24 protein-coding genes are annotated in these 25,224 nt (G+C 63.4%); 9 read left to right on the forward strand and 15 right to left on the reverse strand.

Annotated features, from left to right (window positions below; genetic code table 11):
- Positions 1–14: 14 nt before the first annotated feature.
- The 5 genes from ACOOE2_RS13270 to ACOOE2_RS13290 are packed head-to-tail and all read right to left on the reverse strand — an operon-like array spanning position 15 to position 4,314.
- On the reverse strand, positions 15–911 hold the full coding sequence (locus tag ACOOE2_RS13270; protein WP_420383464.1) for an enoyl-CoA hydratase: 897 nt from the start codon (positions 909–911) through the stop codon (positions 15–17).
- Positions 908–1,732, reverse strand: a complete 825-nt coding sequence (locus ACOOE2_RS13275) for a CoA-transferase subunit beta (RefSeq protein ID WP_420383465.1) — start codon at positions 1,730–1,732, stop codon at positions 908–910. Before ACOOE2_RS13275 ends, ACOOE2_RS13270 begins: the two co-directional genes overlap by 4 nt.
- The gene (locus ACOOE2_RS13280; RefSeq protein WP_420383466.1) at positions 1,732–2,628 is read right to left on the reverse strand and encodes a CoA transferase subunit A; all 897 of its coding nucleotides are present in this window, start codon (positions 2,626–2,628) and stop codon (positions 1,732–1,734) included. Before ACOOE2_RS13280 ends, ACOOE2_RS13275 begins: the two co-directional genes overlap by 1 nt.
- Entirely contained in the window at positions 2,625–3,545 is a 921-nt protein-coding gene (locus ACOOE2_RS13285; RefSeq protein ID WP_420383467.1) for a VOC family protein, read from the reverse strand. Before ACOOE2_RS13285 ends, ACOOE2_RS13280 begins: the two co-directional genes overlap by 4 nt.
- Before the next feature lie 4 nt (positions 3,546–3,549).
- Positions 3,550–4,314 (reverse strand): SDR family oxidoreductase, encoded by a 765-nt coding sequence (locus tag ACOOE2_RS13290; RefSeq protein WP_420383468.1) that lies wholly within the window; start codon positions 4,312–4,314, stop codon positions 3,550–3,552.
- A 188-nt stretch (positions 4,315–4,502) separates the two neighbouring features.
- Here ACOOE2_RS13290 and ACOOE2_RS13295 point away from each other — a divergent pair, with 188 nt between their 5' ends.
- From ACOOE2_RS13295 to ACOOE2_RS13320, 6 genes are read left to right on the forward strand one after another with little or no spacing between them, the layout of a single operon-like run.
- A complete protein-coding gene (locus tag ACOOE2_RS13295) occupies positions 4,503–5,750 on the forward strand; it encodes a flavin-dependent monooxygenase (protein WP_420383469.1) in 1,248 nt (415 codons plus the stop codon).
- A 17-nt stretch (positions 5,751–5,767) separates the two neighbouring features.
- A complete protein-coding gene (locus ACOOE2_RS13300; protein WP_420383470.1) occupies positions 5,768–6,598 on the forward strand; it encodes an alpha/beta fold hydrolase in 831 nt (276 codons plus the stop codon).
- On the forward strand, positions 6,585–8,051 hold the full coding sequence (locus tag ACOOE2_RS13305; RefSeq protein WP_420383471.1) for an FAD-dependent oxidoreductase: 1,467 nt from the start codon (positions 6,585–6,587) through the stop codon (positions 8,049–8,051). Before ACOOE2_RS13300 ends, ACOOE2_RS13305 begins: the two co-directional genes overlap by 14 nt.
- Before the next feature lie 23 nt (positions 8,052–8,074).
- Entirely contained in the window at positions 8,075–8,848 is a 774-nt protein-coding gene (locus ACOOE2_RS13310) for an SDR family oxidoreductase (protein WP_420383472.1), read from the forward strand.
- A gap of 10 nt (positions 8,849–8,858) precedes the next feature.
- Entirely contained in the window at positions 8,859–9,389 is a 531-nt protein-coding gene (locus ACOOE2_RS13315; protein WP_420383473.1) for an SRPBCC domain-containing protein, read from the forward strand.
- A gap of 3 nt (positions 9,390–9,392) precedes the next feature.
- The gene (locus ACOOE2_RS13320) at positions 9,393–9,926 is read left to right on the forward strand and encodes a nuclear transport factor 2 family protein (RefSeq protein WP_420383474.1); all 534 of its coding nucleotides are present in this window, start codon (positions 9,393–9,395) and stop codon (positions 9,924–9,926) included.
- Positions 9,927–10,019: 93 nt separating this feature from the next.
- Here ACOOE2_RS13320 and ACOOE2_RS13325 read toward each other — a convergent pair whose 3' ends face one another.
- From ACOOE2_RS13325 to ACOOE2_RS13340, 4 genes are read right to left on the reverse strand one after another with little or no spacing between them, the layout of a single operon-like run.
- On the reverse strand, positions 10,020–10,820 hold the full coding sequence (locus ACOOE2_RS13325) for a sugar phosphate isomerase/epimerase family protein (RefSeq protein WP_420383475.1): 801 nt from the start codon (positions 10,818–10,820) through the stop codon (positions 10,020–10,022).
- Positions 10,821–10,864: 44 nt separating this feature from the next.
- Positions 10,865–11,953, reverse strand: a complete 1,089-nt coding sequence (locus ACOOE2_RS13330; protein WP_420383476.1) for a DUF1214 domain-containing protein — start codon at positions 11,951–11,953, stop codon at positions 10,865–10,867.
- Between the two features lie 20 nt (positions 11,954–11,973).
- On the reverse strand, positions 11,974–12,711 hold the full coding sequence (locus ACOOE2_RS13335) for an SDR family NAD(P)-dependent oxidoreductase (protein ID WP_420383477.1): 738 nt from the start codon (positions 12,709–12,711) through the stop codon (positions 11,974–11,976).
- Positions 12,711–15,011: a TonB-dependent receptor gene (locus tag ACOOE2_RS13340; protein WP_420383478.1), complete on the reverse strand. Its 2,301-nt coding sequence runs from the start codon at positions 15,009–15,011 to the stop codon at positions 12,711–12,713. The genes ACOOE2_RS13335 and ACOOE2_RS13340 overlap by 1 nt, the downstream gene beginning before the upstream one ends.
- A 283-nt stretch (positions 15,012–15,294) precedes the next feature.
- On the opposite strand from ACOOE2_RS13340, the gene ACOOE2_RS13345 reads away from it, so the two are divergent.
- Genes ACOOE2_RS13345 through ACOOE2_RS13355 form a run of 3 tightly spaced genes read left to right on the forward strand, consistent with a single transcriptional unit; the run spans position 15,295 to position 18,505 of the window.
- Positions 15,295–16,953 (forward strand): GMC family oxidoreductase, encoded by a 1,659-nt coding sequence (locus tag ACOOE2_RS13345; protein WP_420383479.1) that lies wholly within the window; start codon positions 15,295–15,297, stop codon positions 16,951–16,953.
- Positions 16,950–18,050: a zinc-binding dehydrogenase gene (locus ACOOE2_RS13350; RefSeq protein WP_420383480.1), complete on the forward strand. Its 1,101-nt coding sequence runs from the start codon at positions 16,950–16,952 to the stop codon at positions 18,048–18,050. Before ACOOE2_RS13345 ends, ACOOE2_RS13350 begins: the two co-directional genes overlap by 4 nt.
- A complete protein-coding gene (locus ACOOE2_RS13355; RefSeq protein ID WP_420383481.1) occupies positions 18,050–18,505 on the forward strand; it encodes a nuclear transport factor 2 family protein in 456 nt (151 codons plus the stop codon). The genes ACOOE2_RS13350 and ACOOE2_RS13355 overlap by 1 nt, the downstream gene beginning before the upstream one ends.
- 265 nt (positions 18,506–18,770) lie before the next feature.
- Here the strand turns inward: ACOOE2_RS13355 and ACOOE2_RS13360 are convergent, their stop codons facing one another.
- From ACOOE2_RS13360 to ACOOE2_RS13385, 6 genes are all read right to left on the reverse strand, one after another.
- Complete coding sequence (locus tag ACOOE2_RS13360; protein ID WP_420383482.1) at positions 18,771–19,574, reverse strand: SDR family NAD(P)-dependent oxidoreductase; 804 nt, start codon at positions 19,572–19,574, stop codon at positions 18,771–18,773.
- Between the two features lies 1 nt (position 19,575).
- The gene (locus ACOOE2_RS13365; RefSeq protein ID WP_420383483.1) at positions 19,576–20,376 is read right to left on the reverse strand and encodes an SDR family NAD(P)-dependent oxidoreductase; all 801 of its coding nucleotides are present in this window, start codon (positions 20,374–20,376) and stop codon (positions 19,576–19,578) included.
- The gene (locus tag ACOOE2_RS13370) at positions 20,373–20,939 is read right to left on the reverse strand and encodes a carboxymuconolactone decarboxylase family protein (RefSeq protein ID WP_420383484.1); all 567 of its coding nucleotides are present in this window, start codon (positions 20,937–20,939) and stop codon (positions 20,373–20,375) included. The genes ACOOE2_RS13365 and ACOOE2_RS13370 overlap by 4 nt, the downstream gene beginning before the upstream one ends.
- A 16-nt stretch (positions 20,940–20,955) precedes the next feature.
- Positions 20,956–21,735: an SDR family NAD(P)-dependent oxidoreductase gene (locus ACOOE2_RS13375; RefSeq protein ID WP_420383485.1), complete on the reverse strand. Its 780-nt coding sequence runs from the start codon at positions 21,733–21,735 to the stop codon at positions 20,956–20,958.
- 60 nt (positions 21,736–21,795) lie between these two features.
- A complete protein-coding gene (locus ACOOE2_RS13380; RefSeq protein WP_420383486.1) occupies positions 21,796–22,284 on the reverse strand; it encodes a nuclear transport factor 2 family protein in 489 nt (162 codons plus the stop codon).
- A 179-nt stretch (positions 22,285–22,463) separates the two neighbouring features.
- Positions 22,464–24,971: a TonB-dependent receptor gene (locus ACOOE2_RS13385; protein WP_420383487.1), complete on the reverse strand. Its 2,508-nt coding sequence runs from the start codon at positions 24,969–24,971 to the stop codon at positions 22,464–22,466.
- Between the last annotated feature and the right edge of the window lie 253 nt (positions 24,972–25,224).

Consider the following 25,224-nt stretch of genomic DNA (forward strand, 5'->3'; position numbering starts at 1 on the left):
CAGCGCAGAGGGCATCAGGCCTCGCCCGCCTGCTTCTTGTTGGCAGCGGCCATGGCTTTGGCATCAAGCCCGCCGATCGAATTGCCCTGGACCAGATCGTTCTGCGCATGCGCGAAGTGGTGCATGTGAAACGCGGTGTCCATCGCACTGCGCTTGCCGCGCAGTTCCTCGACGTGGTTGATCGCCTGCTTGGTCAGCCAGTTGCCCATGCGCGGCTGCGCGGCCAGCTTGGCGGCCCACGCGGCGACAGTCTCGCGCAATTCGGCACGCGGCACGACCTTGTTGACCATGCCGAAGCTTTCGGCACGCTGCGCCGACATGCGTTCGCCCAGCAGCAGGAATTCCTTGGCCACGCGCGGCGGCAATTCGAACGCATGCGCGAAATATTCGACGCCGGGAATGCCCATCCGGTTGACCGGGTCCTGAAAGAACGCGTCGTCGCTCGCCACGATCAGATCGCACACCCAAGCCAGCATCAGCCCGCCCGCAATGCACGCGCCCTGCACCATCGCGATCGTCGGCTTGGGCACATCGCGCCAGCGACGGCACATGCCCAGGTACTGTTCCTGTTCGCGGGTATAGAGCAATTCGGCGGCGGGCTTGTTGGTATGTCCGGGCAGGATCAGCCGGCGTTCGAAATCCTTGTGTAGATCACGCCCGGGCGTGCCGATATCGTGCCCGGCGGAGAAATGCTTGCCTTCGCCCGCAAGCACGATCGCGCGCACGTCGTCGTCGTTGACCGCGCGGATAAAGGCATCGTCGATCGCATAGGTCATCTGCCCGTTCTGGGCGTTGTTGAAACCGGGCCGGTTCAGCGTGATCCAGGCGACGTTGTCGATCACCTCGTAGCGGACGGGCTCGTCGGTCTCGTAGACGATGTCGACTTTCTGGGGCTCGACGAAATCGCTCATGCGCTTTGCTCCTGTGCCACGGCCGGCCGCGCGGGCGGGTTGTCCTTGAACACCGACGCGCGGATGCCGTGCGGATCGAGGCCGGCGATGATCGCCAGGTCTTCGGCGGTGGGCATTGCGGTTTCGGGCAGCACGTCCAGCCGATCGAGCGCAAAGCCGGTCGCGGCCTGCACCGCATCGAATGTCACGCCGGGATGCAGCGATATGACGCGCATCGCCGGCATGCCCTCGGGCCCGGTGCCGCCGAAATCGATCACGCACAGATTGGTCAGGATCCGCCGCAGATCGACGCCGGTGTAGTTGCCGCCTGCCACCCGCCGCGCCGGATTATAGCCGACGCCCGAAATCATATCGACTTCGCCCGGCACGAACACGCGCGCCGAATGCTGCGGAAAAAAGAACGAATTGGGATGATAGATCGTGTTGCCGGGAAAACCGCGCACGCCCAGCATCTGCGTCTTGGGCTTTTCATGCGTGCCGCCCAGCCGCGACAGGTTGATCTGCCCGAAGCGGTCGATCTGCGTCGGGGTAACCATCGCGTGCCGGCGCCCGCTCCACACCGCGCTGTCGAAAAACCGGCTGAACGGGATATACCCGGCGACCTTGCGATCGTCATAGGCACGCGGCCCGATCGGCACCGGCTGCTCGACCAGATAGGCCTCGCCATCGGTCATCATCAGTTCGGGGCTGTGCGTCAGCTTGGCCAGGCTTGCGCCAAGCCGCGGCACCGGTCCGACGCCTGTGGCAATGACTTCGCCATTACCGCGAAACGCTTCGGAAGCGGCGAAGATGCACAGGTCTGCAAGGGAAATGTCAGTCATCAGAAAATCGGCAGCGACAGAGCCGCAACCGCCTCCTTTCCGCCAAAAGTTTTCAGATAGCCGGCTTCGTCGGCACCGACGAACCGGTCGCTGACTGCGCTCCAGTCACCCGGATCGCGCGCGGCATCGGCGTAAGCCTTGAACGCCTTGCTGTCCCAGCCATACAGCGGCGGCATCGAGCTGGGATGCGCGCCGAACGGAATTTCGACCACGCCGGTGACAAAGCAGCGTTCGAACGTCTGCGCCTGCGCGTCGTCGGGATAATGGTCCTCGATCCGATCGACGAGTTCCTCGCAACTGACGAAGGCCTTGGTCGCCGCCTTGGCAAACCATTCGTCATAATAGGTGTCGGCGCCGAACAGCTGAACATTGCCGCGCCAGTCGCTGCGGTTGACATGGATCAGCGCGGCATCGAGCTTCAGCGCGGGCATGGCGATCAGCGTTTCGCCATCGGCATACGGGCTGGTCACGGTCTTCAACCCGCCAAGTTCGGCCAGATCGGTGCCCAGCCCGACCCGCGTCGGCAGGAACGGCAGGCCGAATGCAGCGGCTTTCAGCCCCCACTGAAACATGCCTTCGTCGAGTTCGAGCACTTCGATCTGCCCGGCCTCACGGCTCTTACGAAACCATGGCTCAAGCGGGATCGCATCGAGCGAGACGAATGCGAACACCAGCTTGCGTACTTTGCCCGCCGCGCACAGCATGCCGACATCCGCGCCGCCGTAAGCGACGATCGTCAGGTCTTTCAGATCGGAACGCAAAATCTCGCGCACCAGCGCCATCGGCTTGCGCCGCGGGCCCCAGCCGCCGATGCCCAGCGTCATGCCGTCGGACAATTGCGCGACGATCTCGGCGGCGCTCATCCGCTTGTCGAGCGTGCCCTCGGTAACTTTCACGCCTGCTCTCCCTGTGCCTTCATGGCCTTTTGCCAGCCCCATTCGTGGCCCCATACGCTGATCGATTCATGCCGGGTGGTGACCCACGTCGCCGGATCGATCACTTTGCTGTCGCAGCCGATTTCCAGGTCGAACCCGCCCGGCGTCTGGACGTAGAACCCGATCGTTTCGTCATTGGCATGGCGGCCGAGCGTCGCGCTTTCGACATAGCCAAAGCGTTTCATGCGATCGTGCGCCTTGCCCACTTCGGTCAGGTCGGGCAGTTCGAGCATGATATGCACCGCACCCGACGGCGGCACCGGGCCTTCGCCAAAGGCGATCGAATGGTGCCGGCCATTGTCGGCATGCAGGAACGCAAAGCCCATCGACGGCCCGTCGGGGCCGAACAGGTTGAACCGCGGCATGTCGGTCTGGTGAAAACCCAGCACATCGCAATGAAACGCGACGGTCTCGTCGAAATTGGGCGCGCTCAACACCGCGTGACCCATGCCAAACACCCCGGTAACGAACGCGGGCACCCCGATCGGCGACACGAACGGCTCGGCCGTGCGCGCATCGCCGCAATAGAATTCGAGCCCGTTGCCCGCCGGATCGCTGGTCGCAAACAGCGCCTCGGCGCCGCGCGCCGTGGCCGTTTCCGCGCTGGCCCAGGTCACCGCGCGCCCCGCCTTGGCAACCTTGTCGGCCAGCGCGTCGAGCGCCGCCCGGTCGGACACTTCATAGCCCGCCGCGACAAACCATTCGCGTGTGCCTGTTGCAACGCGGATGCGGAATACCCGGTCATCGACGCGGTACAATGCGGCGCCATCGGCCGCATCGGGCGCGCGCATCGCGCCGACGAATTGCGTCAGGAACGTGTCCCATTCTTCAGGCTTTGCGGTTTCAATCGCAACATAGCCGAGCGCCTTGAGTGCCATGGGTTCAGTCTCCCTTTACGAGGTCGAGAAAATACGGGCGCTCGCCACCCCCGTCGACATTGATCCGGGCACCACTCACCCACGCGGACAGGTCGCTGCACAGCCACAGCACCGCGCCCGCGATATCGTCGCCGGTGCCCATCCGCTGCAGCGGCATGGACTGCGCAACCGCGGCCTGCGCCGCCGCATCGCCATACGTCGCGCCGGACATTTCGGTCTGCATCAGCCCGGCGATGATCGCATTGACGCGCACGCCGTCGGGCCCCCATTCCTGCGCCAGGCTCTGCGTGAGATTGAGCAGCCCCGCCTTGGCCGCGCCATAGGCCGCGGTCATCGGCGACGGGCGGATGCCCGACACACTGGCGATATTGATGATGCTGCCACGCCGGGCCGGCTGCATATGCGCGAATGCCGCCTGCGCCAGATACATCGGCGCGTGCAGGTTCAGCCGCAGGATCGCATCGAAATAGCGTGGTGAAGCAGTGGCCGCCGGCGCCTGCGGCGAACCGCCGGCGTTGTTGACCAGGATGTCGATCCGCCCGTGCCGTGCAAACACCGCATCGACCAGCGCGCGCGCGGAATCGGGATCGCGCACGTCGGCGGCATGAAACGCCAGACCCGCCGGCAGATCATCGGGCGCATTGCGCCCGCACACCGTAACCTGCGCGCCGCACGCAGCCAGCCGCCCGGCAACCACCCGGCCCAGCCCGCGTGTACCACCGGTAACGATTGCCACCTGACCCGTCAGATCGATATTGCTCTGGCCCATCACGGGGCGCCTTCTCCCACTTGTTCCGGCAAGGCATGTTCTGCACTGCGTCGCCGGATTCGAAAACTGCATTATCGAAAGCCGATGCGCTTTTCAATTGACGATTTGCGTATCCAGTGGCAATCAAATTTACGAATGATGCGAAAAAAGTGCATCAACGAGTCGATGCGAGGGAGAGACGATCCGTGATGGCAACTGTTGCCGCGCTTGCCGTTGACGGCGAAGATCTTGTCGATCCCGGCATGCCCGATGCTGCTGCACTGCCCGATGCTGCTGCACTGGTCGCACGCGCGCATGCGATGATCCCCGTGCTCCGGGCGCGGTCCGCGCAATGCATTGCCGAACGCGATGTGCCCGCGCAGTCGATCGCCGACATGCAGGCAGCCGGATTTTTCCGTATCCTGCAACCGCGCCGCTGGGGCGGATACGAAATGCACCCCAACGTGTTCTACGACTGTCAGAAGGCGCTGGCGCAGGGCTGCATGTCGACCGGCTGGATGTATGGCGTCGTCGGCTGCCACCCTTACGAGATCGCGCTGTTTCACGAGGAGGCGCAGGCCGAAGTCTGGGGCGACGATCCGGCAACGCTGGTCTCGTCGAGCTATCAGCCGGTCGGCAAGGTCACTGTCGTCGACGGGGGTTTTCGCCTGTCGGGCCGCTGGGGATTTTCGACCGGATCGGTGCATTGCCAATGGGTCGTACTCGGCGCGCTGGTACCGCCCGCCGAGCCCGGCGGCGCGCCCGATATGCGCGCATTCCTGCTGCCGCGCAGTGACTATATGATCGATCGCGAATCCTGGCGCGTGTTCGGCCTGCAGGGCACCGGCAGCCATGATGTGATCGTCGACGATGTGTTCGTGCCCGATTACCGCACGCATCGCTCGGTCGATGGTTTCTTGTGCACCAATCCCGGGCAGGAGACCAATCCCGGCCCGCTGTACACGCTGCCCTGGGCGCAAGTGTTCATGCGCTCGGTTTCGACCGCTGCGTTCGGCGGCGCGCGCGCGGCGATCGATGCGGCCATCGACATTGCGCAAAACCGGGTGTCGACCAACACCGGCAAGCCGTCGAAAAGCGATCCATTCCTGCTCGCCGCGATTGCCAAGGCGCATGCGCAAGTGATCGAGATGGAACAGACCCTGCGCCTGACGTTCGACGATTTGATGGATCATGCCCGGCGCGGCGAAGCCATTCCGATGGAAAAGCGCACGCTCTATGCCTACAATTCGTCGAGCGTGGTGCGGCGCATGGCCGACCTGGTCGATGACATGGTGCAATTGCTCGGCGGCCGCGCGATCTACATGACGAGCGCAATCATTCAGCCCTGGCTCGATCTGCACGCCGGGCGCGCACATGTCGCCAACGACCCTGCCAACCGCACGCAGGATCTGATCGGCGGCATACTCGGCGAGCAACCGACGTTTACGTTTCTCTGAACACCAGGCGCATTCCCATGGCACAGCTTGTTTCGACCACGCACCGCCTGCCCTCGGGCCATGACATCCATGTTCAGGAAACCGGCGATCCGGCGGGCCCGGTCGTCGTGTTCCTTCACGGCAGCGGGCCCGGCGCATCGGGCGCATCGAATTTCCGGATGAATATCGATGCGTTCGTCGCGGCAGGATACCGCGTGATCCTGCCCGATCTGATCGGCTATGGCGCCTCGTCGAAACCCGAAGGGATCGACTATACGCTGCAACTGTTCACCGACACGGTCTACGAGGCGTTGCTGGCGCAGGGCGTCACCCAGGCCGATCTCGTCGGCAATTCGCTGGGCGGCGGCATCGCGTTGCAGATGACGCTCGATCATCCCGAATTTGCGCGCAACCTGGTGCTGATGGCGCCGGGCTGCGTCGCGCCGCGCGAATCCTATTTCACGATGCCGGGCATTGCCAAGATGGTATCGAATTTCGGCGGCCCCGATTTCAACCTGGCCGAACAGAAACGGCTGATCGGCAATCTGCTCCATCCCGATGCCGCGCATTTCATCACCGACGAACTGGTCGCCGAACGCTTTGCGGTCGCGCGCACCCAGCCCAAGGACGTGCTGATGCGGATGCGCACGCCTGACCTGGGCCCGCGCCTTGGCGAAATCGCGCATCCGATCATGGTGCTGTGGGGGCTGAACGACGAATTCTGCCCCGAAGCGCATGGCCGCCTGTTCCTCGATCATTGCAAGGACGTGCGCGTGATGACCTTTGCGCGCACAGGTCACTGGGTCCAGGTCGAACGCGCCGCCGAATTCAACGCCTATGCGATCGACTTCCTCGATGCCCGCCGGTGATCCCGCCTGTTCGCAGTTTCATCCGCTTGCCCTGGCGGATGTGCCGCGCTGGGATTTCACCACCGATGTGGCAATCATCGGGTTTGGCGCGACGGGGGCTTGCGCTGCGATCGAGGCGGCGCAGGCAGGCGCGCGCGTAATGCTGTTCGAACGGTCATCGGGCAGCGGCGGTGCCTCGGCGCTGTCGGGCGGCGAGATCTATGTCGGCGGCGGCACCGATGCGCAGATCGCGGCGGGATTTGATGACACGGTCGAGGATTTCACGGCCTATCTCAAACTTGCGGGCGGCCCTTGCGTGGACGATGCCAAATGCGAGATTTATGGCCGCGAGGCGCTGGCGCATTACCAGTGGCTCAAGGACCAGGGCGTGCCCTATCGCGGCAATTACCTGCCCGGCAAAGTGATCGAGCCGACCGATGATTCCACACTGATCTGGTCGGGCAGCGAAGCTGCATCACCGTTCCGCAATCATGCAAGGCCGGCGCCGCGCGGGCATGTGATCCAGCATATGGGCTGGGGCGGGGGGCGGCCGCTGGTCGATATCCTGGAGCGGCGCGCGCGCGACCTGGGCGCAGAAATTCACATCGATGCGCGCGCGGTCGCGCTGATCACCGATGGCGCACGCGTGGCGGGCGTGGTCATGCGCATCGACAACCGCAACCATTGCGTGCGCGCCACGAAAGGCGTGGTGCTGGCGACGGGCGGGTTCGTGTTCAACGACGCGATGCGCCGCAAATACTGCCCCGACAGCTTTCGCGTGAACAGCCCGATCGGCGACCGCGACGATGGTCTCGGCATCGAGCTGGGCGCGTCGGTCGGGGGCGATCCGGTGCATATGGACCAGTTCTTCACCACGTGCCCATGGACGATCCCGGCCGATCAGGCGCACGGCGTGTTCGTCAACGTCGCAGGGCAGCGCTTCATCAACGAGGATTGCTATCACGGCCGGGTCAGCCGCTGTGCGATCGACCAACCGGGCGGCAAAGTCTATCTGCTGCTCGACAGCGCGCATTTTTCACAGCCGCTCGACCTGGCCGGGATCAACATCGTGGCCACCGGCGAAACCTGGGACGAAGTCGAGGGCGAACTGGGCATGACCCCCGGCACGCTGGCTGCGACGATGGCGCTGTACAATACCCATGCCGCTCTGGGCCGCGATCCGCTGTTCGACAAACAGCCGCCGATCCTGGTGCCGCTCGACCAGTCACCGTTCGTCGCGCTCGAGCTCAATTTCGAAACCAGCTATTTCAGCTTCTTCACGCTGGGCGGGCTGAAGACCAGCACCGACGGCGAAGTCCTGAACCGCGCCGGCGACGCCATCCCCGGGCTTTATGCGGCGGGGCGCTGCACATCGGGCCTGCCCGCCTGGGGTCACGGCTATTCGTCGGGGCTGAGCCTGGCCGACTGCACATTCTTCGGACGCCAGGCCGGACGCGCGATCGCGCACGCATAAAACCATAAAACGGGAGAGACGCGATGATTCTCAAGGACAAGGTTGTGATCATTACCGGCGCGGGCCCTGGCATGGGCCAGGCGGCGTGTCGCGGTGCCGCGCTCGAAGGCGCAAAAGTCGTGGTCACCGCGCGGTCGAAAGCCGCGATCGAGGCGGTCGCGCACGAGATTACCGCAGCCGGCGGCGAAGCAATCGCAGTGCCGCTCGACGTGACCAGCATGGACCAGTGCCACGCCGCCGCCAAGGCCGCGATCGACACCTGGGGCCGCATCGACGGTCTGGTCAATTCGGCGTATTTCCATCCCGACTGGGGCCCGTTGATCGAACACGATATCGACCAGGTGTTGCAGGCGTTCAATGTCGCCACCGCAGGCGCGCTGCGCATGGCGATGGCGGTCTATCCGGCAATGAAGGCGCAAGGGTCGGGCTCGATCGTCAATGTATCGACGCTGTGCACACGCAAGCCGATGCCCGGCGAAGGCGGCTATGGCATGGCCAAAGGCGCATTGAACCACATGACACGGCATCTTGCCGTCGAGTTTGCCGGCAGCGGCGTGCGCGTCAACACCGCGTTGATGGGCTGGATGCTCGGCGCGCCGTTGCAGGGTTTTGCCGACGGCATGGGCAAGGAAGCTGGCGAAGCGTTCCTGAAACAGCGTGGATCGGAAATCCCGGTCGGCCACATCCCGCCCGACAGCGAATGCGCCAAGGCGGTGTATTTCCTGCTGTCGGACTATGCCTCCGAAGTCACCGGCGCGATGCTCGATGTAAACGGCGGCGACTGGGTCGCGGCATAGGAGCCTCAAGATGTTGATCGAATGGATGAAGCATCACCCTACTCTGGCCCAGGATCCGGTCGAGGGTTACGATCCTGACGCGGTGACAGTCAGCGAAACGGTCGCGATTGCTGCGCCCGCGCGCGTGGTGTGGCAGGTGTTGACCGACATGCCGCGCTACAACGAATGGAACCCCTTTTGCGTGCGCGCGGAATCGACGCTCGAAATGGGCGCCCCGGTGCATATGAAACTGGTGAATTACGCCGCGTTCGGCTCGCTGGTGCCCAATTGCGAATACATCTGCGCCAACGACACCGATCGCATGCTGTCGTGGTCGCTGCCCAATACCGATTTCTGGCCCTATCCCGCGCGGCGCGACCAGGTGATCGAAGCGACGGGTGACGCCAGCTGCACCTATTTTTCGACCGATGCGTTTCTGGGTGCGAACGGCATCCATGTGTTCCGCTTTGCCGGGCCATGGATCAAGCGCGCGTTCGACGACAGTGGCCAGGCGCTGAAAGTGCGGGCCGAAGCGCTGTATGCGCTTGAACAGGGAGCGTGACGCATGGCCTTCAGCCTGCAGCAATTGTCCGATCTTGAAGAGATCAAGGTGCTCAAGCACCGTTATTATCGCGGCATCGATACCGGCGACGCTGCGCTGCTGGCCGATCTGTTTACCGAAGATGTGTCGGTCACCTACAACGGCGGGACGTACAAGGTGTCGCTGCAGGGCCGCGCCGCCATGCTCGAATTCCTGGCCAATTCGTTCCATTCGCGCGCGGCGTCGATGCACATCGGGGTCATGCCCGATATCACGATCACCGGCGACAACAGCGCGACCGGGATCTGGTACCTGCAGGACGTGTTCATCGACCTGAACAAGGACGATCACACGTTCGGCACCGCCATCTACACCGACCGCTATCGCCGCGAGGGCGGGGTGTGGAAGATCGAGTCATCCTATTATGACCGCGTGATCGAGGTCATCACCAAATTTGCGCAGACCGGCGGCAGAGTCACGATGCAGCGGCTCGCCACGACCGGGCGCAAACCCGAAGACATCACCGACATCAGCCACCTCATCACATGGGATGCCTGAAGCCATGCTTGCAAAACTGACGTCGGAGTAGATCGATCCGGCGGTTTTGACGCGCGTGCAACGGGTAAGTTCGGGGACCTGTGCAGCGCCCGTTCAGACCTGCGACACATGGTCCTGTACGCTGGCCAGCGCCTGTGCCGCGCGGTCATGCGCGCTGAGCGTGGCCACACAATCATCGCGGGGGATCTCGACACTCACCGGGCATCCGGGCGGCAGCGCCGCGAGGAACCCGGCCATATCGAACACCCCTGCCCCGGCCAGCAGCCGCTGCGCCGACGCCTCGTATGCCGCGTCGACCGCAACGGCGGGCCCATCGCAAACTTGCGCATACACGATCATGTCCGACGCGTCGGCCACTTCGGCCACGCCGCCGCCCGAGCGCATCAGGTGCAGCAGATCGACATTGATCCCGACCCTGCCCGGCCGCGCAAGCCGCGCGGCCAGATCGTACGCAGCGCCGAGTGAAGCAATCTGGCTGGGCGGATAGAATTCGACCGCGACCGCAAGCCCATGCGACCCGGCCAGATCGCAGAATGCCGCAAAGCCATCCATCCGCCGCACCGGATCGCGATCGTACAGCAGCACATTGACCATGCCCCCGCCAAGGTCAGCCACGCAGTCCAGCGCCGGCGCGCAATCGGCGATCACGCTGCGCCCGGTCAGCGTGAACGGATAGGCGAGATCGAACGCGATCGCAGTGGCCGCAAATGCAGCGCGCAGTTCACGGCGCAAGGGTCGGTCCGCAATGCAATCGAAGACCGGCATCAGCGGCAGCACCGGCATCGCGGCCAGGAACAGGCACACCGCATCATACCCGGTCGCGCGCGCAATCTCCACCAGGTGCACCGGGTTCGTATCGACGGCGGTAAGATGGTCCAGCGCCAATCGCCGCATGGTGCATATCCAGATCGAGAGATTGCATGTCGGCATGACGAAGGTCAGGGCAGCTTTACGATCCGCAGCGTGGGCACCAGGTTTTCGCTGGCGTTGAACCAGCGCCACAGGCCCGTGCCGCTGCGGTGCCCGGCCAGGTCGACCCAGTTGCCCCAGCCCGGATCATGATCGGCACAGACCAGCACCACGCTGCCGTCGGGCTCGTACTTCGCCATCGTGTTGTTCACCCACACCTTCTGGTGCACGTGGTCGAGCGATTCCATCCACCAGTTGTCGATCTGCACGTTCCACATCCGGCAAGATGGCACCGGCGTTTCGATCACCAGCGCTTCGTCCGGCGCCAGGGCATAATGGAAATGCCCATACCAGATATTGGGGTCGCCGCCGGCCTTTTGAAACACCGCCTGGTCGCCGTCATAAATGCGGTTCGACTGGGCCACGAACCATTCCGACCAGGTCGCAAACGTGGTCGCGGTGCCGCGAGTCCACGCGGCCGCCGCCATCAGCTGGCGCTCGATCACTTCGGGCGTCAGTAGCGCGGGCACAGCCGGGCCCGGCCCGACGCGTTCCACGATGACCTCGGCCGGCACTTGCGTGTGCTTGTCATCGAAGGTCTGGCGCACGATCAGCAGCGTGCTGTCGTCGGCCAGCGGCAGCCAGTTGCCCGGATGCGGATCGCGGCTGACGATGATCTCGAAGCTGCCGTCGGGGCCGAATTCCATCTGCGCGAATTCCAGCTCTCCGGTCGAGGCCATCGTGCCGTCGATCGCATAGCGGTTGGCCTTGCTGCCGATCGAGAAATACGGGACGCTGCCGCGTGTGCCTGTCACGCGATAGGTCTGATCGCCGCGCACTACGCATTGCTGATAGATATTGTCGGGATTATCCGCGCCGATCTTCAGCTTGTCGTCGCACAGCATGAACAGGCGCGGAAAATCGGGATCGGCACTGTCGACCAGCATGTTGAGCGCGGTGCGGGTCAGCCGGCTGAGGTAGCGCAGCCCTTCGGCCTGGTCGAGCGCGGTGGTGGGTGACGACGGCCGGGCGAGCACGTCGCCGGCATCGGCCAGCGCGGCGCAGAACCGGCGCCAGACGTGATCGAGAGTGCCGACATTGCTTTGCGGATCGGTCATGCAAATATCCTCTGTCTGGGTCAGCCCGCGACCTGGCCACCGTCGATCGAAACAATGCTCCCGGTGATCTTTTTTGCCTGATCGCTGGCCAGGAACGCAAACAGATCGGCGACATCCGATGGTTCGCATGATCCATCGCGCAATTTGGGCGCCGCACGCATCAGCAGGTCCATGTCGATCCCCTTGGGAAACGCGGATGCATGCGTCATCGGCGTATTCACTTGCCCCGGCGCAATCGCGTTGAAGCGCACGCCTGTGGCGGCGTATTCGATCGCGAGGCTTTTGGTGATGCCCACCACCGCGTGTTTCGACGCAGCATAAGCCACGGTGTACGGGATACCGACCAGCCCCGCCGCCGAGGCGGTGTTGACGACATTGCCGCCGCTGGCGATCAGGTGCGGCAGCGCCGCCTGGATGATCGCGAACACGCTGATGGTATTGACCTGCATGACCATCGCAAAATCATCGAGCGCATAGTTTTCGCTGCGCCCCCAGCTGAGCACGCCCGATATGTTGCACACCACATCGAGGCCATCGGTCGCGGCCGCGTCGACCAGCCGCCGGCACGAGGCGATATCCAGGGCATCGAACGGCTGGATCCGCGGCGGCGCGGCCATCATCGCCGCCGTTTCGTGGAGCCCGGCTTCGTTGCGATCGCCGATCGTCACGATGGCGCCCTCTGCGGCAAAGCGGATCGCGGTCGCCCGGCCGATGCCCGATGCCGCGCCGGTGACCAGCGCGCGTTTGCCCTGCAACATCAAAACTTTGCTCCAATGGTTACGCCGTATGTGCGCGGGTCCGGGAAATAGGCGACGGTCAGCCCACCGAACGACGGGCCGAAGTCGATGAAATTGTCAGGCTTCTTGAAGTTGGCCAGGTTCTTGCCCCAGATCGAGATCTGCGCGGTGGTGCCGCCGAGCGGGATCTGCGCCACGGTCGCGCGCGCGTTGAGGAACAGCTGCGCCGGCGCCTGCGTCTGGTAAGCGGTCTGTTGGCTATTGGTGAGCGCGTATGGGAACGTAAAATAGCTCGATGTGTAATTGAGGTCACCAGAAACCGAAAACGTGCCCCAATTACCACGGGCCAGTCGCGCATCGAGGCTGGCTGACGCGGTATAATGCGGCGCATGCGGGAATGCGCGGTTGTTCGACACATCGACGCCGCCGTCGATATAGCTTTCGTATTTGGTATCGAGATAGGCCGCCGATCCGTGGAACGTAATCGCATCGACCGGGCGCAACGTCAGCTCCGCCTCGAGCCCGCGAACCCGCGCGCCCGCAGCATTAAGCACTTCGGATGCCGCCGCGCCGGATGCGGTAAACACCGACAGCTGGATATTGCGATGCTCGTCCCAGAATGCGGCGAGGTTGAGCACCATATGCCCGTCGAGCAGCCGGGACTTCACGCCCACTTCATAGCTGTTGACGGTTTCGGGCTTGTACGGATGGCACAGCTCGGTCGCGCCATCGAGGCACCCCTTGGGCGCGCCCGGATCGAAAAAGATATTGGTTTCGCCGTTGAACCCGCCCGACTTGAACCCGCGCGCATAGCGGGCATAAAGGTTGATATCGCGATTGGCCTGATAGGAAAGCGTCAGCGCGGGGGTAAAGCTGTCGTATTTGGCATCGGGAATATCGCCGAACTGGATATCCGCCACCGTCGTGCCATTGGCCACCAGCAGCTTGCGGATATCTTTCTGTTCGTGCGTATAGCGTGCGCCGACCGTCAGCTTGAACTGGTCGGTGAAACTGTAATCGGCCTGGGTATAGGCGGCGAAAGCCTTGGTATGCTGGCCATAGACCGACAGGTAGTTGGCCGAGCCGAAGAAAAAGCTCTGCGGATTGTCGGTCGCGGCGTATTCCGAATAAAAGAACAGCCCCGCGACATAGTTGAGCTTGTCATCGAGCGCCTTGCCCGTCGCCTGCAATTCCTGGCTGAAACTGTGAAACCGCGTGTTGCGCGCGGTGAACGCGATCGGCAGCGGCGACCCGTCGAGATCGGTCGAATCAGACCAGTGCATCCAGCGATACGACGTGATCGATTTCAAGGTCGCATTGCCGAGCGGCAACGACAGGATCAGCGCGTGGCCAAAAACTTCAGACTTTTCGAATTCCGGATTGCCGTCGATCGAGGTGGTCGATTGCCGGGTGGTCGAGGCATAAGGGGCGAGCGGAATATTCGAATAGCTCGGCGATTTGGGGTCGAAAATCGCGTAGACACTATGGTCGGTATAGACGCTGTACAGTTGCGAATAATCGGGCCGCTCGTCGTGGTTCGAATAATCGAACATGTAGTCGGCGGTAAATTTCGATCCGGCCGGTTGGTAATGGATCTGGACCATGCCGCTTTTGGCATCGAGATTGTTGATGCTGTTGTAGTTCGGATTGCCGACGACCTTGATGAAACCATCGCGCCGTTCGATCTGGCCCGACAGCTTGACCGAAAACCCGTTCCATTCGGGAAGGTCGAGCACGACTTTGCCCTTCGCGTAATTGTAATTGCCGTATGTGGCCTCGACCGCCATGTCGAATTTGCCGGTCGGCGCGCGGGGCACCAGGTTGACCGCGCCGGCCAGCGCATTGCGGCCATAAAGCGTGCCCTGCGGCCCACGCAGCACTTCGATGCGTTCCAGATCGGCGACGTCGAACACCGACCCCTGCGCCTTGGCGATATAGACACCGTTGAGATACAGCCCGACCGCCGGTTCCCAGGTAACCGCAGGGTTGATCGTAACCGAACCGCGGATCGAAATCTGGGTAATCGTCTTGTCCGACGGGGCGCGTGCGATCTGCATGTTGGGCGCGATCGAGCCCAGGCCGTCGATCGAGGTGATGCCGCGCGATTCCAGATATTGCCCCGACACCGCCGAAATGGCGATTGGCACCTTCTGGATATTTTCCGACCGTTTCTGCGCGGTGACCACGATATCACCGACGCCCGATCCGTTGGTGTCGGCGGATTGCGGCGCCTGCGCGGTTTGCGGAGCATCGGCGGCGAATGCGGGGCCCGCGATCAGCGCAGCGCTGGTCAACGCCGTCGCGGCGAGAAATTTCCTCATGCTCGTCCTCTCCATCGCGAATATACGTCATCGCGTATAAATTCAGGCCGATAGCATAAGATTTATCGGGTCGCTATGCAACCACAACAATTGAATCCGTAATATCAGAACATTTTAATTACGCATATCTCGGCTTCCCGTCATCCCCATTCCGGTATCGCCTGCGCTTTGAGCGCCAATCGTAGCCCGTAGCGCCAGCATCCGCAGCACCACGGGCAGATTTATTGCGCAACACGGGCCGGCACGGCACGATACCCGCTCCGCAGCATGAAAGCCCTGCCCGTTGCCCCCAAGCCCAGACGATCGCCTGTCCGGCGAATATGACTTCGTGATCGTCGGCGCGGGCGTGGCCGGCTGCGTCCTTGCCAACAGGTTGTCCGCCGATCCGGCAACCAGCGTGCTGCTGATCGAGGCGGGCGGGCGCGACAGCAGCCCGCTGATCGCCGCGCCCGGCGGGCTGTTGCCGATCATGATGTCGGGTGCATTCGCCTGGCGCTATATGTCCGCCCCGCAGCAGCAGCTGGACGGCCGCGCATTGTACTTGCCGCGCGGCAAAGTGCTGGGCGGTGGCTCGTCGATCAACGGCATGGCGTATGACAGGGGTTTTCACTCGGACTACGATCGCTGGGCGCAAGCCGGCAACCGCGGCTGGTCCTATACCGATGTGCTGCCCTATTTCCGGCGGCTGGAAACCTACCATCCCGGGCCCCCCGATAACCCCTGGCACGGCCACGCCGGGCCGATCCAGGTCACGCGCGCGGCGCAGGACCATCCGTTTGCACAGGCGTTTCTTCTGGCCGGCGCTGCCGCCGGATATCCGCTGACCCAGGACCTCAATGGTGCAACGCGCGACGGGTTCGGCGCAGTCGACCTGACCATCGCCAACGGCCGGCGGTCGAGCGCGGCGTCGGCCTATCTGCGCCCGGCGCGACACCGGCGCAATCTTGTGGTGATGACCGGGGCGCAGGCACGGCGGATCGTGGTCGAGGACCGGCGCGCGGTCGGCGTGGCGCTGCGGCGCGGCGGGCGCGACACGATCGTGCGCGCGCGGCGCGAAGTGATCGTGTCGGCCGGCGCGATCGCCACGCCGCAACTGCTGATGCTGTCGGGCATCGGCCCGGCGGCGCACCTGGCGGAGCACGGCCTGGCGATTGTCGCCGATTGCCCCGGCGTCGGGCAGAACCTGCAGGATCATCTGGCCGCGCATGTCAAACACCGCGCGACGCAGCCGTTGTCGCTGCTGCGCTATCTCAATCCATGGCGCGGTGCGCTCGCGCTGGGGCAATATCTGCTTACACGCGGCGGGCCGCTGGCCAATCCGGGCATGTCGGTTGCCTGCATGGTGCGATCCGACCCGGCACTCGACGAACCCGATATCAAGATGCTGCTGGTCAGCGCGCTGTTTGCGCACAACGGCCGGCAGATGGCGCCGATGCACGGGTTTTACGCGCATATCAACGTGGCCCGGCCGCATGCGCACGGTACGGTGACGCTGGCGGGCGCCGATCCCGACCTGCCGCCGGTGATCGACCCCGGGTTCAACACCAGCGAACATGATCGCCAGGTGCTGCGCGCCGGGGTGCGGATCGCGCGCCGGGTGTTTGCCCAGGCCGCTTTCGACGATTTTCGTGGCGAGGAACTGGCACCGGGCGATACGGTGCAAAGCGACCACGCGCTCGATGCCCATATCGCCGCGCACGCGGAGGCGGATTATCATTCGGTCGGCACTGCACGCATGGGCAGCGACGCGATGGCGGTCGTCGATGATGCCTTGCGCGTCCACGGCATTGCCGCGCTGCGCGTCGTCGATGCGTCGGTCATGCCGCATCTGCCCGGCGGCAACACCGCTATCCCGGTGGCGATGATTGCCGAAAAGGCTGCCGACCTGATCCTGAACATTGCCGCACCGCCGCCCGAATATCCCGATGGAGACCGCCTGTGAAGATCCGCGCCATGGTCGCACACGCGCCAAACACGCCGCTGGTGATGGAAACGCTCGACCTGGCGCCGCCCGGGCCCGGCCAGGTGCTGATCGAGATCATGGCGAGCGGGCTATGCCATACCGATCTCAGCCAGCTGGAGGGCAAGGCCGCGCCCTATCCCTTTCCGATCGTGGTCGGGCACGAGGGTGCCGGGATCGTCCGGCAGATCGGCAGCGGGGTGACGACGGTCAAGCCGGGCGACCACGTGGTGCCGCTGGGCATCGGCGAATGCGGGCTATGCGGCAATTGCCGGTCGGGCCAGACCAATCTGTGCGAAGTGTTCCTGGGCGAGATCATGACCCAGCCTTCGCCGTTTTCGCTGAACGGGCAAAAGGTTTCGGCTTATTCTGGCGTGGGCTCGCTGGCCGAATTCGTGGTGGTGCCCGAATATAATACCGCGCTGATCCGCAACGACATTCCGTTTCACCTGGCCTGCACGCTGGGCTGCTCTGTGGCAACCGGTGTGGGCGCGGTGCTTCACACCGCGCATGTCCCGCCCGGCTCCAGCGTCGCGGTGTTCGGCCTGGGCGGCATCGGGCTCAATGTCGTGCAGGGTGCGCGCCTGGCAGGCGCCGAGCGGATCATCGGCGTCGACATCAATCCTGCGCGCGATGCGCAGGGACGCCGGTTCGGCATGACCGATTTCATCGATGGCAGGACCGTCGATGCGGTCGAGGCGATCCGCGCGCTGACCGGCGGCGGCGCGGATTTCGCGTTCGAATGCGTAGGCCATACCGCACTGATGGCACAAGCCTTCGATGCCACGCGGATCGGCCGCGGCTGCACGGTCGTGCTCGGCGTGCCGCCCGATGGCGAAACGCTGCAACTGGTGCCGTTTGCGATCCAGCTCGGGCGCACGATCAAGGGCTCTTTCATGGGCAATATCAAGGGCCGCAGCCAGTTGCCCGGCCTGCTCGATCATGTCGCCGAAGGCCGGCTCAATCTTGCCGACCTGGTTACGCACCGGCTGTCGATGGCCGAGGTCAACAAGGGTTTTGCGCTGATGAAAAGCGGCGAGGCGCTGCGCAGCGTGGTCAGCTTCAGGGAGGATCTGTGATGGTCGATGCCGATGCATTGCTGCAATCGCTGGTGGCCGATCGCGATATCCGCGAGGGCCTGGCGCGGTTTGCCCGGGTGATCGATGCCAAGGACTGGGCCGCGCTCGACACAGTCTTCGCCGCCGATCTGACGTTCGACTACGGGCTGGGCGAACGCAGCGGAATCGCCGCGCTGAGCGAGACCATGCGGATGTTCCTCGATGGCTGTGGTCCGACGCAGCATCTGATCGGCAGCATTTCGATCACGACCGACGGCTCGGGGGCTGAAAGCCGCGCCTATGTCCAGGCGCGGCACCAGCGGCGCGATGACCCGACGGGCGATGTGTTCGACAGCAATGGCGAATACACCGACCGCTGGGAACACCGCGCCCAGGGCTGGCGGATCGTACGGCGCGATGTCCGCTGGCAGACGCACAGCGGCGATCGCACAATTCTTTCGGCCAGTTTCGATTAGAGCACCGTGCCGGTAATCTGCGCCACCGTGATTGCCCTGAAAAGTCTCGTGGCGAGGAGCAGCACGCAGCGCGGGCTGGTTGCCCCGTGCAAGGGCTGCGACGCTGCCACGGGGCTTTTCAGGGCAACCGCGAAGCGGCGGGCCGCTTTTGGCCCATCGCAGCGTCTTTCGTCGGGCACAATGTGCCAGCATTGCGCCCTCCTCAATCCTCGCGCTGGGCCAAAATCGGCTCCGTCACGGTGGCGCAGATTACCGGCACGGTGCTCTAGGGTCTTTGCGAGTGCAGGATTCCGCCGTCGACGACGATTTCGGTCGCGGTGATATAGCTGGCTTCGTCCGACATGAGGAAGCGGACGGTGCGGCCGATTTCCGCTGCGTTGCCAAACCTGCCGAGGAATATGCGCCGACCGAACACATCCTGCATCATGTCGCGCATATCACCCAGGATCGGCGTATCGATCATCCCCGGGCTGAGCGCATTGATACGGATGCCCGACAGCGACAGCTCGTCGGCCATCGCGCCGACCAGCGAAATCACGGCGCCCTTGGCAGCGGTGTAGATCGGGATCATCGCATTGCCGAATGTCGCGTTGATCGATGCAATCGCGACGATCGCGCTGCCCCGGTTGGCCTTCAGATCGTCCATGAACGCCTGCGTCAGCAGCAGGATTGCGCGCACATGGAGCGCCATGCCGGCGTCGAAATTGTCGGGCGTTACGCCCTCGATGCCGGTCTGCACCGCGGTGCCCGCGCAATGCACGATGCCGCCGATCGGCCCGATCGCGGCGCGCGTGGCGAGTGCGGCGGGCGATACCGCCTGCGGATCGCGCAGGTCGACCACCTGGCCGATCGCGGACACGCCATAGTCGCGCGCGATCGCCGCCGCCGCATCGCTCACCCCGGCGGCGTTAATATCCCACAATGCAACCGGGCGCCCGACCGCGGCCAGCGCGCGCGCCGACGCCAGGCCGATCCCCGATGCGCCGCCGGTAATCACCACGCCGGTGGCTGGCGCATGAAGCTGGGGCGTGTAATCGGTCATTGCGGCATTCTCCGGTCGTGCAGACATGTCAATCTTCGGGGCCCAGGTCGGGCGCCCACGGTACGCCATTGATATGCCCACCGCCATCGACGAACAGCGTGTTGCCGGTCAGGTAGCGCGCATCTTCGCTGGCGAGGAACGCGGCCACGCCGCCGATGTCGGCTTCGGGATCGCCCATCCGGCCCATCGGATTGGCAGCAGCCGCGCCGGCCGTAACTTCGGGGGCCATTTCGGAAAACCGGCGGAATGCCGCCGAAACCGCGGCGGGGCAAATCACGTTGATCGATATGCCAAGCCCTGCCCATTCGCGCGCGGCGCTGCGCGAATAGGCGCGCACGGCCTCTTTCGCCACGTTGTAATCCGCGCTGCCCATATGCGCGTTGACGCCGTTGAGCGAGGCCATGTTGATCACCCGGCCCCAGCCTTTGGCTTTCATATGCGGCAGCGCGCGCTCCATCGCCCATTTGGTCGCAAACAGGCACATGTGCAGCGCGGCTTCGAACCGTTCATCGGTCTTGCGCTCGATCCGCGACGGGCCTTCGCCCGAATAAGCATTGTTGACCAGGATATCGGCCGCGCCGAAGTGTTCGACGCAGGCGTCCACCGCGGCAAACACCTGATCGCGTTTCGTCACGTCGCACGCCACGAAATGCGCGCGTCCGCCCAATGCCACCAGTTCCGCCGCCACCGCCGCGCCGCGTTCGCGGTCGAAATCCGCCACGATCACCGCTGCGCCATCGCGCACGAAGCGCCGCGCTATGCCGTGGCCGATGCCGTCGGCGGCGCCGGTGATGACCGCGGCCCGGCCTGCCAGCCTGCCCTCGCTCATTGTGCGGCCTCCGTCTGCGGCATTGCGAGGCAGACCGTATCGAAACCGAGCACATGCGCCACCCGGCCCAGCCCGATCCACGCCGCCACGCAATGCGCCAGGTCGACGATCTCGCCATCGGCATAAACGCCATGCATCCGCGCCCAGAACGGCTCGTCCTGGCTCAGCACCTGGGGCTGCTCGGCAAAGCGTTCGGCGAATTCGATCGCAAGGCGTTCACGCTCGGAAAACAGCGGCGATGCGCGCCAGCGCGCGACGGCCTCGTAGAATTCCTCTGCGGGCGCCGGGCCATTGTTTATCACACTACGCTGCGCAGGTTCACCCGGCACCGTGAACATCGCGCCTGCATCGCGCGCCGCGCGAAAATCGCGGCAGATCATGCAGCCATTAATCTGCGCGGTGCGCATCCGCGCGCCTTCGAATTCGCGCAGGCTCAGGCCGCTGTCGCGATAGACCGCGTGCGAAAATCCGGCAGCGGCGGCCATGATCGGGATCGCGTGCGTCTGGCTGGCAAAGCCATAAGGATTGTGTGCAAGGGCGTCGGGTATGGCAATGCGAGACATCGGATATCCTTTCGTCTCAAACTCCGGGCGCGCCGGGAAATCCGTGATAATACGTCCCCACGGTCATGCCGCCGTCGACCACCAGTTCCGCGCCGTTCATGTACGAGCTGTCGTCGCTTGCCAGGAACAGGCTGGCAGCGGCGACTTCCTCGGGACCGCCGATGCGCTGCATCGGCACTTCGCCATAGGCCTTGTCGACATCGCTGCGCGCGCGGTTGTCATGGTTCGACATCACCGTATCGACCCCGCCGGGATGCACCGAATTGACGCGGATGCCCTTGTGCCCCAGTTCCATCGCGGCGACTTTGGTCAGCCCGCGCACGCCCCATTTCGACGAGGCATAGGCGACCAGGCTGTTGGCGCCCTTCATCCCGTCAACCGACGAAATGTTGACGATCGATCCGCGACCGCGCGCGATCATGCCCGGCGCTACCGAGCGCACCCCGAGGAATTCGCCAACGAGATTGACCCCGAGCACGCGCTCGTAATCGGCCTTGGTGGTCTCCAGGATGCTTTTGAACAGCAGCACGCCGGCGTTGTTGACCAGCACATCGACCCGGCCCCACACGGCCTCGACATCGGCCACCACTTTGGCCCATTCGTCTTCGCTGGTCACATCGAGCTTCCAGTAGCGCGCGTCGGCGCCCAGCTCTTCGGCGAGCGCCTGCCCGCGCTCTTCGAGCACGTCGGCAATCGCCACTTTGGCGCCCTGCGCTGCAAACAACCGGCTGGTCGCTTCGCCCATGCCGCGCGCGCCGCCGGTGATGATCGCCACTTTCCCGTCGAGTTTGCCCATCAATCTATCCTTCCCGTGGAATTTCGCGTGCGACGCCCTGACTGGTCGTCGCTGCCGTGCTCATGCTGCGGCAGGCGCTGCCGCAATTTCGGGTGGTGGGCCCATCGCCGGCACGTTGTGGCTATAGGCCATTTCCTCGTAGCGATCGGCAATGCGCCAGCCATCGGCGGTGCGCACGAAGCGATCGCGGTACCACAGGCCGATAAAGAACACCTGGTCGCCCGGCCTGTCATCGCCAGGCTTTTCATCGCGATAGACCATCGGGTTGAACAGGATGGTGCGGCTGGTCGCGGTATCGCCTGCCAGATCGAGCCGGGTGGTGGCGACCATATGCTGGTACATGGGAAAGCGCGCAAGAGCCTGGGGCAGCCACGCCTTGATCTGCGCGAAATCGCCCTTGGCGCCGCCCGTCTCGCTGTAATCGATCGTGGCATCGGGCGTGAAAACCCGGTCGAGCGCATCCCAATCGCGTTCGTCGATCGCAAAACTGTACCGCGCGAGGAGATCCTGAATCTCCAGCCGGTCCGATACTTCCTGCAAAGACATCACAGGCATTCTCCCAATTATTTCGGAGATGCGTTCGGATAAATATACGAATCCAAAGCATCATTACCGGATTATTTTATCTTATGCGTAAAAAATTAGCCGATAAAATTGTCCTGCGCAAGTCGCAAAAAGGCCGGGCATCACTGCCCGGCCCGATTTGCCGATCGCTGGATCGCCTTTTGTCAGAAGCTGTATTTGATACGCGCACCGATCATGCGCGGCTCGCCATAGATCACCGCCTGGGTGCCGATCGACTGATAGATTCCCGAATTGCTGATCAGATAGGCCTTGTTGGCGATATTGGTGCCGAACACGCTGAGATCGATCGGTTTGCCCAGGAAATTCTTCCATTCGATCGTCGCATTGAGCAGCCCGTAGCTTGGCAACAGCACGCCGGGTTCGTTGAGCGTCCCATCTGGAAACGTTTCAGTCGAAAACGGCGCGGTATACTGCTTATCTGTCCAGTCGTAGGCCACGTACAGGCTGACCTTGCCGATGTTTTCAGGCGTGGGCAGCGTTACCCGGCCATAGATCGAGACGATATTGGGCGACAGATACTGCAGGGGACGACACGTCATGTTCGCATTGGCAAAGACCAGCGGCGACGTGATCGAGGTCGACGTACAATCGTGCACACCCGAATTGGAGTTGAAGATGAACGACTTGTAGTGTGATGCGAGATGACTGTAATTGCCACCCAGTTCCAGGAACGGGGTTGGCTTGATCATGTATTCGATTTCGATACCCTTGATCACTGCCGAAGCATTGTTCAACGTAATCGCCCCGTTACCGCCTGTCGCAACGTTGTAATCGCCTGCTGCACGCTGGATGTTGCTGTAATCCATGTAGAAGCCGTTGACGTTAAATGTCGTGGGCATGCCTGCGACGCGATAGTTCGATTTGAATCCGGCTTCGTAATCGGTAACCTTTTCCGGCCCGAACGTACGGGTATCGGTAAACACCGCGTAGGAGTTGAAGCCGCCAGCCTTGTAGCCACGGGTCGCCTTGGCATAGACCATGATATTCCGGTTGGGGCGATAATCGAGCCCGATCGTCCAGGTTGGCGCATGGCTGTCGAGCCTCGCGCCGAACAGGCAATCGGTTTCCGGATTACTGACCGCGCCGCCCTTCCACGTACAGCCCGTCACATATTGCCCGCCGCCGGCCAGCGGCAGATAATTCCACGATGCCGAAGTACCGATCACGGTATCCCAGGTGTAACGGAGACCGCCCGTCAGGCGCACATGCTCAAGCGCTGACGTCAGCGCGCCGAAATCAAGCGCGCCTTGGGCATACAAAGCCTTCGACCGGTTCGTGACCGCGACCTGGCCTGTCTCGATCGGACATCCTGTCGGCGTAGGTTCGGCGCAGACATTGATTGCGTAACTCTGATTGAGACCGGCCGGCGTCTCGTCGAAATAAAACCCGCCGACGGTATACGTCAGCATTTTGTTGAAGGCCGATCCTTGCAACTGCAGTTCTTCGGTGAACTGCTTGTACCAGTCTCTGGGATGCTCACGGCTTTCAACGGTCGTGCCGGTATCATACAGCGGTGCATTGAAGCCGGAGGTCGATTGCGCGTAGTATTGCTTGAGTTCGGCCCAGCTGATGATGTTACGCAGTTTCAGCGACGAATTGAGATCAATGTCGGTCGTGTTGGTGATACCGCCGGTAGACAACTTGGTGAAGTCATCGAGATCATGGGCGGTCTTGCGGATGCCAAGCGATTGCTGCTGCGCGATCAACGCATTGTGTGACGAACAATTGGCCGGGCCCGTGCCCGCGCCGCAGAAATTGTAATTGGGTGCGAGCGCACCAAGCGGACCGAAGCCGGTCGGCGTCTGCGCCAGCGCGGTAAGATACCCTTCGTTGATCCTTTCACCGATCACACCGGTCCCGTTGCTATGCGATACGGTGTAATAGCCCATCGTATAGTTGGTGACATTGTCGAACGGCTGCAGCCACAGGCCGATGCGGCCGGTGCGCCAATGCGTGTCGTCGCGATCCTTGTTCCACACGACGTCGCGCGTAAATCCATCGCGATCGCGCGATGCACCGACGATGCGCAACCGCGCCTTGTCGCTGAGCGGCACGTTCAGCACGAATTCGCCTTCGGCCAGGTTATGCGTGCCATAGCCGGCCTGGATATGTCCTTCCAGCTTGTCGGTGGGCTTGGTCGGGCTCAACAGAATCGCACCGCCGGTGGTGTTGCGACCAAACAGCGTACCTTGCGGCCCTTCGAGCACCTGCACGCTTTGCAGATCGACGAAATTGCCGGGGCCGCCCTGGCTCGACAGCGTGTAGGCGGCGGGGAGCGGCACTTCATCGAGATACAGCACCACCGCGGGCGAACCCTGGAACGAGGCGCTTTGCCCGCGGATCGACGGCGATTGCACATCGCGCGACGCCTGCCCGTTGGGCGCGATCACCAGCGACGGGATCGACGCGTTAAGATCCTGCAATTGCGTGACACCGCGTTCGGACAGGCTCGCGGCCGAAATCGCGGTCAGCGAGATCGGCACATCCTGCGCGCGTTCCTCGCGGCGGTTGGCCGTCACGATGATTTCCGGCGTGCTCACGTCAACCGCAGCAGGCACATCGGTGGCAGCAGGTGGCGCATCTGCGGCAAAGGCCAGTTGCGGCATCGCGCCTGCCCACAAGGCAACGCCTGCCAGCAGTGTTGCAGGCATCGCCCGGTTCCGTGCGCGTGCCATCTTGGTCGTCTGATTAAAAAGCCTACCGTGTTCGGTGTTCGGCATTTTTCCCTCCCTCTTGAAACGCTGCGATTCAGCCCGCCGGGCGGGCCATCTGGCGCAAGGGTGAAGGCATGCAATCCCTGCCGCGCAAGCATGCGCGGGGTGGATCGTATCGCGCTATCACATTCCTCTGCCCGGATGTTTTTGTTCGCTGCCATTCCTTAGCAACTACGCAAATCATGCGCAA

Origin of the sequence: Novosphingobium sp. (assembly GCF_965214355.1) — a bacterium.
Lineage (GTDB): Bacteria > Pseudomonadota > Alphaproteobacteria > Sphingomonadales > Sphingomonadaceae > Novosphingobium.

Excerpts from the sequence above, each read along its gene's own strand:
- ACOOE2_RS13320 (WP_420383474.1), top strand. The coding sequence starts at position 9,393 with ATGGCCTTCAGCCTGCAGCAATTGTCCGATCTTGAAGAGATCAAGGTG.
- ACOOE2_RS13385 (WP_420383487.1), bottom strand. The coding sequence starts at position 24,971 with ATGCCTGCAACACTGCTGGCAGGCGTTGCCTTGTGGGCAGGCGCGATG.
- ACOOE2_RS13335 (WP_420383477.1), bottom strand. The coding sequence starts at position 12,711 with ATGTTGCAGGGCAAACGCGCGCTGGTCACCGGCGCGGCATCGGGCATC.
- ACOOE2_RS13375 (WP_420383485.1), bottom strand. The coding sequence starts at position 21,735 with ATGGGCAAACTCGACGGGAAAGTGGCGATCATCACCGGCGGCGCGCGC.
- ACOOE2_RS13315 (WP_420383473.1), top strand. The coding sequence starts at position 8,859 with ATGTTGATCGAATGGATGAAGCATCACCCTACTCTGGCCCAGGATCCG.
- ACOOE2_RS13340 (WP_420383478.1), bottom strand. The coding sequence starts at position 15,011 with ATGAGGAAATTTCTCGCCGCGACGGCGTTGACCAGCGCTGCGCTGATC.
- ACOOE2_RS13330 (WP_420383476.1), bottom strand. The coding sequence starts at position 11,953 with ATGACCGATCCGCAAAGCAATGTCGGCACTCTCGATCACGTCTGGCGC.
- ACOOE2_RS13285 (WP_420383467.1), bottom strand. The coding sequence starts at position 3,545 with ATGGCACTCAAGGCGCTCGGCTATGTTGCGATTGAAACCGCAAAGCCT.
- ACOOE2_RS13355 (WP_420383481.1), top strand. The coding sequence starts at position 18,050 with ATGGTCGATGCCGATGCATTGCTGCAATCGCTGGTGGCCGATCGCGAT.
- ACOOE2_RS13300 (WP_420383470.1), top strand. The coding sequence starts at position 5,768 with ATGGCACAGCTTGTTTCGACCACGCACCGCCTGCCCTCGGGCCATGAC.
- ACOOE2_RS13325 (WP_420383475.1), bottom strand. The coding sequence starts at position 10,820 with ATGCGGCGATTGGCGCTGGACCATCTTACCGCCGTCGATACGAACCCG.
- ACOOE2_RS13305 (WP_420383471.1), top strand. The coding sequence starts at position 6,585 with ATGCCCGCCGGTGATCCCGCCTGTTCGCAGTTTCATCCGCTTGCCCTG.
- ACOOE2_RS13290 (WP_420383468.1), bottom strand. The coding sequence starts at position 4,314 with ATGGGCCAGAGCAATATCGATCTGACGGGTCAGGTGGCAATCGTTACC.
- ACOOE2_RS13310 (WP_420383472.1), top strand. The coding sequence starts at position 8,075 with ATGATTCTCAAGGACAAGGTTGTGATCATTACCGGCGCGGGCCCTGGC.
- ACOOE2_RS13270 (WP_420383464.1), bottom strand. The coding sequence starts at position 911 with ATGAGCGATTTCGTCGAGCCCCAGAAAGTCGACATCGTCTACGAGACC.
- ACOOE2_RS13370 (WP_420383484.1), bottom strand. The coding sequence starts at position 20,939 with ATGTCTCGCATTGCCATACCCGACGCCCTTGCACACAATCCTTATGGC.
- ACOOE2_RS13365 (WP_420383483.1), bottom strand. The coding sequence starts at position 20,376 with ATGAGCGAGGGCAGGCTGGCAGGCCGGGCCGCGGTCATCACCGGCGCC.
- ACOOE2_RS13295 (WP_420383469.1), top strand. The coding sequence starts at position 4,503 with ATGGCAACTGTTGCCGCGCTTGCCGTTGACGGCGAAGATCTTGTCGAT.
- ACOOE2_RS13360 (WP_420383482.1), bottom strand. The coding sequence starts at position 19,574 with ATGTCTGCACGACCGGAGAATGCCGCAATGACCGATTACACGCCCCAG.
- ACOOE2_RS13275 (WP_420383465.1), bottom strand. The coding sequence starts at position 1,732 with ATGACTGACATTTCCCTTGCAGACCTGTGCATCTTCGCCGCTTCCGAA.